We start from the raw sequence: 12,182 nt of genomic DNA, 5'->3' as shown, positions 1-12,182 counted from the left end.
ATATTATTTTATTGAACACTTAAGCTCTTCAGTAATTTTTCGGTATCACCAGAATCCTGTCCTGTTTTTTTCGCCAGTTCGATGGATTTTTCTGCCCATAGTTTAGCATTTTTCTTGTCACCAACTTTGTTGTAAAGATTTGCTAAAGTATCTGTATTTGCGTAGTTTTCGTCTTTCTTTACAGATTCCTGTGCCCAGGCAACTGCTTTTTCCAGAGATGCCTTATTCGTCACGTTTTCGAAGAAATTCCAAGCTAGAGAATTCAGTTCTTCTGAGCTTGTTGCAGAAGTATCTTTGTAAAGATCAAGGCTTAGTTTTTCGTAAGTTGCGATATCTTTATTTTTTAAAGCTCTGGTAGATTTTGCTCTTTTTAAGATAGTTTCAGCTTCATCTTTAGATAAAAACTTTTGAGCTTCTGTCAGGAAATAATTATCATTCCATGTTTTTGTATCATTGTTATATGATTTTTTTACAATCGTACTAACTTTAATATTCTTGTCAAAGTAATTATAATTTTTCTCCGGAACTATTTTTATGATATCTGCTTTCTTACTCAGAAAAGTCTTATATAATGGGCTTTCCGTACTTTGAATTCCTGAAAATAACATTTGAACATCACTCTTATCCAATTCTGTTTTTCCGTTGAAATAACGCTCCATTACTCTTCCTGAAAACTCAGCATCATTATACATAGTAAGTTCTGCAAGATTTTTCAGAAATTCAGGGTCTTTTTCTCCGTCCTCGAATTTTTGCTTTAACGTTCCTATTCTTTTGCTCGGATCTCCCGCGTCTTTTGCAAACTGAATGAAGTCATTTTCTTCTACATATCCCAACGTTCTGTGTACCACTTCACCATTTCCGTCTACAAAAAGATAAGTAGGGAAGGCTTTTACATTATATTTTTTAGCAAGATCCACACCTTCACCTTTTTCCATATCGATTTTTGCATTCACAAAGTGCGCGTTGTAATAATCTCCTACAGGTTTTTGAGGGAAAACGTTTTTTACCATCAATTTACAAGGTCCGCACCAAGAAGCATAAGCATCGATGAATACAAGCTTGTTTTCTTTTTTAGCTTTTGCAAGGACAGTTGCGAAATTGGTGTCTTCAAATTTAATCCCTTGTGCCAAAGCAAATGCTCCGATGAAAAGGGCTGAGAATATTGATAATTTTTTCATAATACTTTTTATTGATTGCAAATGTAATAATTATGTCAACAAATGAGTCTTTGTATAATAAAAATAGTTACAGCTGTGTTTTGATTATTTTTTTCATAGTAAGTTAAATTAATTTTGTGGTATCGTTAACAGATGTTTAAATTTCGGTATAGAATTAATTGGTAATATTAAATTTTATTAAAAACTAAATTATTCTTAATTTTGTGAAAAACAAAAAGACACCAACGGAAATGATGAATTATTATAATAACCAAAATAATAATTTGTTAGTTTATGTCTAAAAGTTTTTATAGGCTTGTATTTTTCTTAATTATTTCGATACAGATACAGGCTCAGAAAAAAGACGATTTCGAAAATGTCTTCGAGAAAAAAATCGTTGTTACTTCGCAGGAAGATATGCCTAAAGCATTGAAGCTGGCAGATTCTCTCTTCAAAAATTCCCAAGATCCGGCAGATAAAATAAAGGCACAAATGTTCTCTGCAAATTTGTACGAACACACCGGAGATTTCAAAAAATCTATCTGTCATGCGGAAAAAGCAAATTCCTTGATCAGAACAATTGATGATGCAAACTTAGAATCCAATATCACGGTATTTCTTGCGACACAATACAGATTGGTCGGTCTTTATGAAAAATCAAAAAAATATACATCGAAAGGTTTTGAAACTATAAAAAAAATAAATGATTCTGATCAATATAATAAAGCTTTAGGATTATTGAATCAGGAAATGGCTTATTACGAATTCGATCATGGCAATTTTCATAAATCGATCGGTTTTATTAGACAATCTTTAAACTCTTTTCAGAAGGTTGAAAAAACAGATGTTAATTTTTTCACAGCAAATTCCTATCAATTATTAGGCGAAGTTTATTCTAAGCTTAATGATGTTAAAAATTCTGAAATCAATTACAGGATTTCCGAAAAAATGCTGAGTAATCATTCATTTCTTTTAGGATTAGTATACAGCGGTTTGGGAGCTGTGAGAATTAAGCAAAAAAACTGGAAAGAAGCAAACTTATATTTAAAAAAAGCAGAAAATATAGCCGAAAAATCTACTAATCTTGAGCTGAAGAAATCTGTTTATGCAAATATCAATGATTATTACGAAGGTATTGGAGATGAGAAGAATGCAGAGATCTATGCAAGAAAATATCTAAAGACATTTAGTGAGTTTAATGCTAAAAACAGTGAGGTTTCCAACGAAAAAACAGAAATTACTTCAAATAGAAAAACCAGCCAGATCAGTATTGCTAAAAATGTGGTTATTATTGTTCTTTGTTGTGCTTTAATTGGTTCTTTTCTGCACTTTAGATCAAAACAGAAAAAACAGCGATCAAAATTCCGGAATATTATAAGAAGTCAGCAGAAATTAAGCACCCAAAATACAGAAATCTTTTTAGATGAAACCGAGCCTGAATTTTCGCATATTTCAGTAGAAGAAATTTCGGAAAAAAATGAAGAAATCATTAAAAAAAGAAATGACTCTTTAATGACTTCTGAAACCGAAACAAAATTACTCGAACTTCTTAATGATTTTGAAAAAGGGACGTTATATAATAATAAGAACATGTCTTTGCCCTTTCTTGCAGGGGAAATGAATACAAATACAAAGTACCTTTCTTATGTAATTAATCAGCATAAAAGCTCGGATTTTAAAACTTACATCAACCGTTTGAGGATAAATTATATTGTTGATAAGCTTATAAATGACGAAAAATACCGTCAATATAAGATAAGTATCCTTGCAGATGAGTGCGGATTCTCGTCTCACAGCAAGTTTGCAGCAGTTTTTAAAATAGTTACCGATTATTCTCCTTCTGCCTATATAAAACTTCTTGATTCTGGAAATCAAATAGATATAACTACGCGTTTTCAGGAAAACAGTTAAGCATAATACTCTTTTTATACTCTATCCTTATCATTTTCGGGAAAACGGATAACTATTTATTTTTTGTGACATCGCTACTTCCTTATATTTGCGCCAGTTTTACGGGGCAAACCAATATACTGCAGTTGTCACACTTTTCCGGAAAAAAACAAAATCCGTATTACTACACCTAAACACTAAAACCAGGAAAACTACTAGCTTATGTTATAAAATATGTAACCTATATTTTATACCCAACCATGAAAACAATAACTAGTAACAAATTAAACGGATGAGAACAACTTTTACAGTCGTTATGGCATCTGTATTATCTAATTTTGCCTTTGCGCAGGTCGGAATAAATACAGCTAGTCCCATAGCGAGTTTGGACGTCGTTGCCAAAAAAAACGACGGATCTTCTGCGGAAGGTATTTTACCGCCAAGACTTACAGGAGATCAAATTAAAGCAGGAGATAACCAATATTCGGTACATCATGCAGGAGTTATCGTATATGTGACAGCTCCGGTGAATCTGCCAAGTGCAAAAACAATTAACATGACTTCTGTCGGAATGTATATTTTTGATGGAAATGTATGGATAAAAATGATGCAGGGAGATGGGAAAAACTTCTTAACGAGATCTGCAGGAGATATTAAAAGCTCTGTATTAGGAGTGGATCATGCAGGATGGTATCTTTTGGATGGAAGATCGATCGCGACTCTTCCAGACGGAGCAAAATCCACTGCAATAAATCTCGGATTCACGGGAAATATTCCTGATGCGACAGACAGAGTTTTAAAAACTAAAAAAGATGGTGAAATTCTGGGAAGTGAAGGAGGACAGAATTACTTTGGTATAGATCAGGTAAATTTACCCAATATTAATCTTTCAGGAACTATAAACGGAGTTGCCCAAAGCGCGGGTTCTCATACCCATTCTTCTACCGAAGGCGGATTCTTATTAGGAGGAACGACAGTTAATAATACTGCAGGAGGCTATCTGAGTGATGGAAATTCAACAGTATGGGGAGGAATAGGGATGTTGGGAAGCACTGCACCTGCAGGAGCTCATATTCACACCGTTGCAGGTACAGCAACAGTAGCAACCGGAGGAGCCGGAAAATCGATAGACAACAGATCTGCTTATCTAGTAGTGAATACGTTTATCTATTTGGGAGAATAATTGATAGAGAATTTTCTAAAAATACGATCGGGGTGATTGCCCGGTTTTTTCAGTCAAGTTTTTTTAAGTGCAAAACCGCAGAATTTTCTGCGGTTTTGTTGTTTTCTATTTTGTTTTTGTACTGTCCATTTTTGCTTTTGCTGTATCAGAAGGATTTGCCTGAGTCGGTTCTGAGTTGGCAACGGCAGAATCTCCCATTGAGTTTCTTAAAGAATCTTTGTTATGCTCTTCTTTAAATTCTTCTCTGTTTTCCTTTTTATCTGCACAGCTTCCTAAAAATAATAAGCCTAAAACAGCACCTATCCATAATTTTTTCATAGTAATTTCTTTAATGTTTAGTATAATATCAAATATAGTGATTAATTAAAAATATTTAAGACTAATTTTTTGAAACAAAAAAAATCCTCAGAACTTTCATCTGAGGATTTTCAATTTTAAGTTAAACTTTTATCATTTAACAGCAGTTGCTGAATCCATCTTCATCTTGATAGTGTCAGGATTAGCTGTCTTCGTAGTCATGGTATCTGTCACAGAAGGGGATGCAGTTCTTGCATTGTCTGCTGCTGTAGAATCTGTACTACTTGTTGACATAGAGGATTCTTTAGTTCCGCAACTGACTGCGAATATTCCGACTGTTGCTATTAACAATAATTTTTTCATAATATTTTATTTTGGTGGTTGTGTATTAATTCAAATTCAATAATTGTTCCGAAAAATGTTTTATTATTATTAAAATATCAATAAAATAATTAAAGTTTTGTTAAAATAATATTTTAGTTAATTTAAAATTAAAAAAGCCCCGAAACCGAAATTCCGAGGCTGTATAATCATTTATCAATGATCAATGATCTTTTATTATCCAAGATATGGATATTTATAATCTTTAGGAGAAACAAAAGTTTCTTTGATAGATCTTACAGACGTCCATCTCAATAAGTTCATTTTAGAACCTGCTTTATCATTTGTTCCTGAAGCTCTACCACCACCGAAAGGCTGTTGACCAACAACTGCACCAGTTGGCTTGTCATTGATGTAGAAATTTCCTGAAGCATTTTCCAATGCTTTGAAAGCTTCATTTACAGCATAACGATCTTGTGCGAAAACAGAACCCGTTAATGAATATGGAGAAGAAGAATCAACAACTTTCAACGTTTCAGCCCAGTCTTTGTCTTCATAAACATACACAGATAAGATTGGTCCAAAGATTTCTTCAACCATACTTTCGTATTGAGGATTTGTAGTTTCGATTACTGTTGGATGTACAAACCAACCTTTAGAATCATCAGTTTTTCCACCGATGATTACGTTTGCTTCACCTGATGCATTGGCTCTGTCGATATAACCTTTACATTTTTCGAAAGAATTTTTATCAATAACTGCGTTTACAAAGTTGGATGGATCCTCCGGAGAACCGATTTTAATAGAAGCGATCTGAGTTTCCATTACTTTTTTCACATCAGCCCAAAGAGACTGAGGAATATAAGCTCTTGAAGCTGCAGAACATTTTTGTCCCTGATATTCAAAAGAACCTCTTACCAAAGCAGTTGCAACAGCTTCTACATTAGCTGAAGGGTGAGCGATTACGAAATCTTTTCCGCCAGTTTCACCAACGATTCTTGGGTAAGTTCTATAGTTATGGATATTATCACCGATCATTTTCCACATTCCCTGGAAAACTTTTGTAGAACCTGTAAAGTGAAGTCCTGCAAAATCTCTGTGTGCCAAAACTTTCTCAGCAGTTTCTTTTCCATCCGTGAAAATCATGTTGATTACCCCTTTTGGAAGACCAGCTTCCGTAAGAACATCCATGATCACTTTTGCAGAATAGATTTGCTTATCAGATGGTTTCCAAACCACTACGTTTCCAAGCATTGCCATACAAGTTGGTAAATTTCCGGAAATTGCTGTAAAGTTGAACGGAGTTACCGCAAAAACGAACCCTTCTAATGGTCTGTATTCTACACGATTCCAGATTCCTGCGTCAGAAACCGGCTGTTCAGAATACATTTCCGTCATAAATTCTACGTTGAATCTTAGGAAATCAATAAATTCACAAGCTGCATCAATTTCAGCCTGATGAACGTTTTTAGACTGTCCGATCATTGTAGCAGCGTTGATTACATCTCTGTAAGGTCCGGCTAATAAATCAGCAGCTTTTAAGAAAATAGCTGCGCGGTGTTCCCAACCTAGCTCATTCCATTCTTTTTTTGCAGCCAATGCAGCGTTGATGGCGTCATCTACGTGTTGCATTGTTCCTCTGTGGTAAAAACCGAAATCATGAGCATGATCCTGAGGAGACTGAAGCTGAACTGTATCACCAGTTTTTACTTCTTCACCGTTGATCACCATTGGGATTTCTATCTTTTCAGCCCACATTTTTTTGTACTGAGCGATAAGGCTTTTTACTTCTGGAGTTCCCGGCGCGTAAGAATTTACCGGTTCATTTACTGCAAATGGTACTTGCGAAATTGCTTTTGACATATTAGTTGTATATTTTTTATTTGCTAATGATACAAATTTACAACAATTAATTCTGACAAAAAATCGATACAGACTATTTACATTTTAGAATGATTATATTTGATACAAAACTTCAGAAAATGAAAAAAGTAATTCTCATTCTTTTATGCTTTTCCCAAACCGTATTTGCGCAACGAAAAAAACAGACTTTAAAGGAAATTCCGATGAAACCACAAATGGAAGAATATAAAATTCCTGAAAGTGAACTGTTAAATGGCGTTTTAAAAGGTTCGAAATGGTATTTTGATATGAAAAATTATAAGGAAGCCGAGCTTTATTTGGATAAAGATAACATGAAGCCTGATATTCTAACTCTTGTTGATGACAAACGATTTCAGATTAATATTAATCAGAAAAACTGTAAAATTTCAATAAAAGGTACTTATGAAATCAAGAAAATGAATGATGGAAGTACAACGATACAATTGGGGCATCATCCTTTTAAAATTACATCACCTTATCAAAAATGTGCTGCTGATTTATCCGAATTTTTAGCAGGAGCTGTTGATATTTCTTTTGATGAAAAAATGCAGGCAATGGAGATGAAAGAAGGTGAATCTTTTCCACCAACTGTTCCAGGACATTAATTACAATAGCCTACATTTTTTCATTCTCCAGTATTTTCAAAACAAGCTTTTCCTCATGTGTTAAATCAGCTTTGCCGTCATTTTCCTCTATCTGTTCAAGTTCATCAAGATATTTTTTGATGGTATTGTTTTCATAAAGATTAATAACTAATGGATGGACATAATATTTCCGGCAAACCGTACTTGTATTTCCAAGATGAGAAGCTACAATTTCCAAGGCTTCTTTTACTTTTTTCTTGTATTGAGTATTGTTTTCTGCATAGCCGATTTCTTTAAAAGCAATCAGGGCACTTACGGTTCCCGACCATGTTCTGAAATCTTTAGCCGTAAAATCTTCACCGCTGATTTCTTTAATATAATCATTCACCATTCCCGAATCTATTGTATGACGGTTTCCTTCATCATCAATATATTGAAAAAGTTCTCTTCCTGGAATGTCTTTGCATTTCTGAACCAGTCGAGCCAATCTTTTACTTCTGAGATCAATATCGTGCATGACTCCTTTTTTACCTTTAAAATGAAAAGTAATCTTTTGCCCATTGATTTTAACATGTTTATCTTTTAAAGTCGTTAAACCAAAAGAACCATACAGTTTTTCATAGGCATTATTTCCGATCCGGATATTCGTTCTTTGCATTAAACTAACGATCAATGCTAAAACTTTTCTTTTTTCAAAAGTTCTTAAGGCTAAATCTTTTTCCACATGAAGCCGGATTTCGGGCAAAGCATACCCGAACTGAAGCATTCTGTAAAATTTCGTATGGTTTCTCAAAGCGCTCCAAAGCGGATGATAACGATACTGTTTTCTTCTTTTTACATCAAAACCTGTTGCCTGAAGATGACCATTATCCAGCGCACAAATCCAGACATTTTCCCAAGCGGGAGGTATTACCAACTTGTTGATTCTTGAAATTTCGTCTTTGTCTTTGATTTTTTCGCCGTCTTTATAGTAAGAATACTTTTTTCCGGTCTTTTTGCGCGTGATTCCGGATGTTTCTGCATCGGAGGTATAAATAAGATGTACCGCCTTTGCAGATGCCACCGGATCTTTCATAATTTTTACAATCTTTGAAGGTTTCAGATGTGAGATGAGGTCTAAGTCTGAATTGTCCATAAGATTTGGTTAAGAGTTCTTACCCCTTGAAAATAGCCATGCAATGATGGCTACTACGCCGACTACTAATATGATTCCCCACCACATTCCTGCTTTAAAGATTGTTTCTACTGCTTCGCAGCTCGTTAATAACAATAAACTGAATATTGTAAGACTGAGTAATGTTAATTTTTTCATAGTAAATATTTTTTGGTGTTCATTATTTTAAATTCTGTGAAGATCGGCTCTCCATTTTTTAATAGACTTCTTGATTTCATCTCCTGAAATATTTTCTTTAAGTGCTTTTTCCAGAAGAATTTTAAATTCATCATCATAAGCAAATCTCAAAGCTGAAATCTGACCGAAACTAAGTTTTTCTTCAACATCATCTGATCTCAGACCGAAAATTTCGAAATACCTTTGTTTAAATTCCAATCTTACCAATCGGTTCTGAAGTCCCAAAGCATAATGTTGCCGAACCATTATTGCCAAATACAAAATCAGAAAAATGATAACAGAAAATAAAATCCATAAAAGTTGATTTTGTTCATCATTCCAGATTTTATAAATTCCGATTCCTTCTAAAATAAGCAGTAAAGGAAGATAAATAAAATGATGCGGAACATAAAATTTCCTGTGATTTTTATAATTCTGACTTTCCATAGTTTGTATGTAAGCAAGAACCTTTCCAAAATGTTAAATTTCTAATAATAATTGATTTTTGTGGTATATGATATTGCTGTTTTAATTAGAATAATAGAAATTTTTCAACACTTAACAATAATAAAACCATAATAGTTATAGCCAATAATTTTTGGAGCTTTTCCGGCTTTCCGTTTCAATCTTTTTTTCAAAAAGGATTTCCACTGCAATCCGGGCTAGGATTTTGTCGGTATCAAAACATTTGTCACTGTCAGAAGCAAATTCGTGCAAACCTTAGATTTAAAAAGAACAATAAATATCACTTCCTAACCTCAAAAATTTGTAACTTCACGTCTTTAAAAATTATTAAAAAATGACTTCAAAGGAAAAAGTGGCTGCGCTTCGTGAAGAAATGCAGAAAAATAATGTTGATGCATTTATAGTATATTCTGCAGATCCGCATATGAGTGAATATTTGCCGGAAGAATGGCAGGAAAGATCTTGGCTTTCGGGATTTTTAGGTTCTGCGGGTTTTGTAGTGGTTACAAAAGATAAAGCTGGACTTTGGACCGACGGAAGATATTTTACTCAGGCTCCTATCGAATTAGCAGGATCAGGAATAGATCTTTTCAAAGACGGAATGGAAGGAACTCCCAATTATATAGACTGGATTATTTCTGAAATTCCTGCAAACGGAAAAGTTGCGGTAAATGCTGTTGCCACGTCTCATGCAAACTGGGAACTTCTTACTCAAAAATTAAACGCAAAAAATATAACACTGGTTGATTCTCCGCTTTTAAAGGAAATCTGGAAAGACAGAGGAACGCCATCACAAAATCCAATTTTTGTACATCCTGTTGAAAGAGCCGGAAAATCTGTTGTAGATAAAATTGCGGCGATTCGTCAGAAAATGGAAGATCAGGAAGCGACAGTTCATATTATTTCAAGTTTGGATGATGTCGCATGGACATTGAATTTAAGAGGAAGTGATGTAGAAAGCAATCCTGTATTTTTAGGATATATCATTATCACTAAAAATGATGCGATTTTGTTCACAGGTCTTGAAAAACTGGAAGTTGAATCAAGAAGATCGATGGATGAATCTTTCGTTAAAATGATGCCTTATGAAGAATTTTACAATCATTTAAAAGTATTCAAAAACGAAAAAGTTTTAGTTTCTCCAAATAGTAATCAGTCGATTTTTGAGGCTTTACAATCAGATAATCAATTTATTAAAGCTCCGGTTCCTGGAAATTTAATGAAAGCTCAGAAAAACGAAACAGAGCTGGAAGGTTTTCGAAAAGTAATGGTAAGAGATGGCGTTGCAATGGTAAAATTCCTTTATTGGCTAACTCACAACGCCGGAAAAGAAACGATGAACGAATATTCTATCGGTCAAAAACTGAGAGGTTTCCGTGCAGAAGGTGAAAATTTTGTCGGAGAAAGTTTCGGAAGCATCGTTGGATATAAAGATAATGGTGCGATCATGCATTATTCTGCGAAAAGCGAAGGAAGCAAAGATGTGACAAATGATGCAAGTATTTTGGTAGATTCAGGAGGTCAGTATCTTGAAGGGACGACTGATATTACAAGAACTTTGGCTTTAGGAGCAGTTTCTGATGAGTTTAAGAGAAATTCTACATTAGTTTTACAGGGATTAATCCGTTTATCGATGGTGAAATTCCCGAAAGGAACAAAAGGTGTTCAGTTGGATGCGATTGCAAGACTTCCTTTGTGGATGGAAGGGAAAGATTATAACCACGGAACAGGTCACGGTGTAGGAAGTTTTATGAATGTTCATGAAGGTCCGCAAAACATCAGAAAAGATATGAATCCGCAGGAATTGTTGTTGGGAATGGTTTGTTCAAACGAACCGGGATATTATCTTGAAGGAGAATACGGGATTCGACACGAGAATTTGATTGCCGTAAAAGAATCAGAAACAACTATTCACGGGACTTTTTATAAATTTGAAACTTTGACTTTCTGTCCGTTCTTTAAAGATACTATCGTTAAAGAAATCCTTTCTGAAAATGAAATTGCATGGCTGAATGATTATCATAAAACATGTGAAGAGAAAATTGCTCCGTTTTTGGAAGGAGAAGTGAAAGATTGGTTCATGGAATTGGTAAGTCCTCTTTAATTCTAAACAAAACCTCAACGGTTTAAAAAGATAAATGAAAGCCTTGTAAATATTTTTACAAGGCTTTTTATTTTACACAACCGTATTTTTACGGATAAAATTGTAGGGTTTATCCTGAGAAAATGAAGGATGATTGATTCTATATTTGTATCAACAAAACATCATTCATATCTTCATATAGTAAATTCAAAGCAAGCAAATCACTTCAGTCCTTGAGGTGATTTTTTTTATTTTAAATTTTCAATGGAAATACCTTCATGAGTGAGTACCAAAGTTTCTGTGGCAACCTGAGAATCGTCACTGATGAGAACCGGACCAATATATTTCGAAGGAAAACAGTTTTGGAGCTTCCAGATAATAAAAGGAACATGCTGTTCATCAAGCAATTTTATGATCACATTTCGTCTTTCTACCGTTCCGAAAGATTTTGTTCTGATCCAGTTGAAGAAATCGTTGTCACCTTTTACGATGGCTCTTTTCAAGGTGACATCAGAAAATTTCAGCAATCCGGGAGCTTTCTGTTCGGAATCCAGTTTTGAGCTGCCATCTCTTACCGAAATGATTTCAATATTCATGTCAAGCCCTGAAACTTCAAGGAATTCAGTTCTGTTTCCGCCCCATTCTACAGAAAAATGATAGCGGTTGATGATTTTTTGAGGCATGATTAATGGTTTTTGATTTATTTAAAGTTACTGATTTTTAGTGTATTGTTTTTAATCTTTTCTTTGTCATCCCAAAAGTATCTAAGTAAAATAGAACATTGAATTATTGTGATTATTTAAGAATGACAAAATAAATGATTATTTCAAATGTTGAAATGACAGACTTCAACCTAGCCCCGATAGAAACGGTTACCCCGCAGTAAGAATTGGCTCTGAAAGAAAGCGAAGGAACGAGGAGTATGAGTGGATAGCGGGAAATAGCTTCAAATAAAAAAAGATGTTTTTAAGGATTAAAAATAACGAAT

At 34.2% G+C, this 12,182-nt stretch carries 12 protein-coding genes; 4 read left to right on the top strand and 8 right to left on the bottom strand.

What is annotated here, in order from left to right:
• Positions 1-8: 8 nt before the first annotated feature.
• On the bottom strand, positions 9-1,178 hold the full coding sequence (locus tag ABD940_RS02395) for a thioredoxin family protein (protein ID WP_345200076.1): 1,170 nt from the start codon (positions 1,176-1,178) through the stop codon (positions 9-11).
• A 273-nt stretch (positions 1,179-1,451) separates the two neighbouring features.
• Between ABD940_RS02395 and ABD940_RS02390 the strand changes: the two genes are divergently transcribed.
• Together ABD940_RS02390 and ABD940_RS02385 are read left to right on the top strand one after the other, a co-directional pair.
• Complete coding sequence (locus tag ABD940_RS02390; RefSeq protein WP_345200075.1) at positions 1,452-3,068, top strand: helix-turn-helix domain-containing protein; 1,617 nt, start codon at positions 1,452-1,454, stop codon at positions 3,066-3,068.
• Between the two features lie 271 nt (positions 3,069-3,339).
• A complete protein-coding gene (locus ABD940_RS02385) occupies positions 3,340-4,230 on the top strand; it encodes a hypothetical protein (RefSeq protein ID WP_345200074.1) in 891 nt (296 codons plus the stop codon).
• 105 nt (positions 4,231-4,335) lie between these two features.
• Here ABD940_RS02385 and ABD940_RS02380 read toward each other — a convergent pair whose 3' ends face one another.
• From ABD940_RS02380 to pruA, 3 genes are all read right to left on the bottom strand, one after another.
• Positions 4,336-4,548: a hypothetical protein gene (locus ABD940_RS02380; protein ID WP_345200072.1), complete on the bottom strand. Its 213-nt coding sequence runs from the start codon at positions 4,546-4,548 to the stop codon at positions 4,336-4,338.
• A 132-nt stretch (positions 4,549-4,680) separates the two neighbouring features.
• Positions 4,681-4,821: a hypothetical protein gene (locus ABD940_RS02375; protein ID WP_345200071.1), complete on the bottom strand. Its 141-nt coding sequence runs from the start codon at positions 4,819-4,821 to the stop codon at positions 4,681-4,683.
• A 264-nt stretch (positions 4,822-5,085) separates the two neighbouring features.
• The gene (gene pruA / locus ABD940_RS02370) at positions 5,086-6,711 is read right to left on the bottom strand and encodes an L-glutamate gamma-semialdehyde dehydrogenase (RefSeq protein ID WP_345200069.1); all 1,626 of its coding nucleotides are present in this window, start codon (positions 6,709-6,711) and stop codon (positions 5,086-5,088) included.
• A 119-nt stretch (positions 6,712-6,830) separates the two neighbouring features.
• Here pruA and ABD940_RS02365 point away from each other — a divergent pair, with 119 nt between their 5' ends.
• Positions 6,831-7,337, top strand: a complete 507-nt coding sequence (locus ABD940_RS02365) for a hypothetical protein (protein ID WP_345200068.1) — start codon at positions 6,831-6,833, stop codon at positions 7,335-7,337.
• 10 nt (positions 7,338-7,347) lie between these two features.
• Here the strand turns inward: ABD940_RS02365 and ABD940_RS02360 are convergent, their stop codons facing one another.
• Genes ABD940_RS02360 through ABD940_RS02350 form a run of 3 tightly spaced genes read right to left on the bottom strand, consistent with a single transcriptional unit; the run spans position 7,348 to position 9,093 of the window.
• The gene (locus tag ABD940_RS02360; RefSeq protein WP_345200067.1) at positions 7,348-8,451 is read right to left on the bottom strand and encodes a DNA topoisomerase IB; all 1,104 of its coding nucleotides are present in this window, start codon (positions 8,449-8,451) and stop codon (positions 7,348-7,350) included.
• A gap of 9 nt (positions 8,452-8,460) precedes the next feature.
• A complete protein-coding gene (locus ABD940_RS02355; protein WP_345200065.1) occupies positions 8,461-8,628 on the bottom strand; it encodes a phosphatidate cytidylyltransferase in 168 nt (55 codons plus the stop codon).
• A gap of 27 nt (positions 8,629-8,655) precedes the next feature.
• Positions 8,656-9,093: a DUF6526 family protein gene (locus tag ABD940_RS02350; RefSeq protein ID WP_345200064.1), complete on the bottom strand. Its 438-nt coding sequence runs from the start codon at positions 9,091-9,093 to the stop codon at positions 8,656-8,658.
• Positions 9,094-9,445: 352 nt separating this feature from the next.
• Between ABD940_RS02350 and ABD940_RS02345 the strand changes: the two genes are divergently transcribed.
• Positions 9,446-11,215 (top strand): aminopeptidase P family protein, encoded by a 1,770-nt coding sequence (locus tag ABD940_RS02345; RefSeq protein ID WP_345200063.1) that lies wholly within the window; start codon positions 9,446-9,448, stop codon positions 11,213-11,215.
• Positions 11,216-11,442: 227 nt separating this feature from the next.
• Here ABD940_RS02345 and ABD940_RS02340 read toward each other — a convergent pair whose 3' ends face one another.
• Positions 11,443-11,877, bottom strand: coding sequence for a phage tail protein (locus tag ABD940_RS02340; protein WP_345200062.1), 435 nt, complete (start codon positions 11,875-11,877; stop codon positions 11,443-11,445).
• Between the last annotated feature and the right edge of the window lie 305 nt (positions 11,878-12,182).

It is taken from the genome of Chryseobacterium ginsengisoli (assembly GCF_039542325.1).
GTDB lineage: Bacteria > Bacteroidota > Bacteroidia > Flavobacteriales > Weeksellaceae > Chryseobacterium > Chryseobacterium ginsengisoli.
The sequence above is the reverse complement of the archived record's forward strand: the minus strand, read 5'-3'. Positions and strand labels throughout refer to the sequence as shown.

What these genes read in the sequence shown, in the direction of transcription:
- ABD940_RS02395 (WP_345200076.1), bottom strand. Translation starts at nt 1,178, where the DNA reads ATGAAAAAATTATCAATATTCTCAGCCCTTTTCATCGGAGCATTTGCT.
- ABD940_RS02390 (WP_345200075.1), top strand. Translation starts at nt 1,452, where the DNA reads ATGTCTAAAAGTTTTTATAGGCTTGTATTTTTCTTAATTATTTCGATA.
- ABD940_RS02385 (WP_345200074.1), top strand. Translation starts at nt 3,340, where the DNA reads ATGAGAACAACTTTTACAGTCGTTATGGCATCTGTATTATCTAATTTT.
- ABD940_RS02380 (WP_345200072.1), bottom strand. Translation starts at nt 4,548, where the DNA reads ATGAAAAAATTATGGATAGGTGCTGTTTTAGGCTTATTATTTTTAGGA.
- ABD940_RS02375 (WP_345200071.1), bottom strand. Translation starts at nt 4,821, where the DNA reads ATGTCAACAAGTAGTACAGATTCTACAGCAGCAGACAATGCAAGAACT.
- pruA (WP_345200069.1), bottom strand. Translation starts at nt 6,711, where the DNA reads ATGTCAAAAGCAATTTCGCAAGTACCATTTGCAGTAAATGAACCGGTA.
- ABD940_RS02365 (WP_345200068.1), top strand. Translation starts at nt 6,831, where the DNA reads ATGAAAAAAGTAATTCTCATTCTTTTATGCTTTTCCCAAACCGTATTT.
- ABD940_RS02360 (WP_345200067.1), bottom strand. Translation starts at nt 8,451, where the DNA reads ATGGACAATTCAGACTTAGACCTCATCTCACATCTGAAACCTTCAAAG.
- ABD940_RS02355 (WP_345200065.1), bottom strand. Translation starts at nt 8,628, where the DNA reads ATGAAAAAATTAACATTACTCAGTCTTACAATATTCAGTTTATTGTTA.
- ABD940_RS02350 (WP_345200064.1), bottom strand. Translation starts at nt 9,093, where the DNA reads ATGGAAAGTCAGAATTATAAAAATCACAGGAAATTTTATGTTCCGCAT.
- ABD940_RS02345 (WP_345200063.1), top strand. Translation starts at nt 9,446, where the DNA reads ATGACTTCAAAGGAAAAAGTGGCTGCGCTTCGTGAAGAAATGCAGAAA.
- ABD940_RS02340 (WP_345200062.1), bottom strand. Translation starts at nt 11,877, where the DNA reads ATGCCTCAAAAAATCATCAACCGCTATCATTTTTCTGTAGAATGGGGC.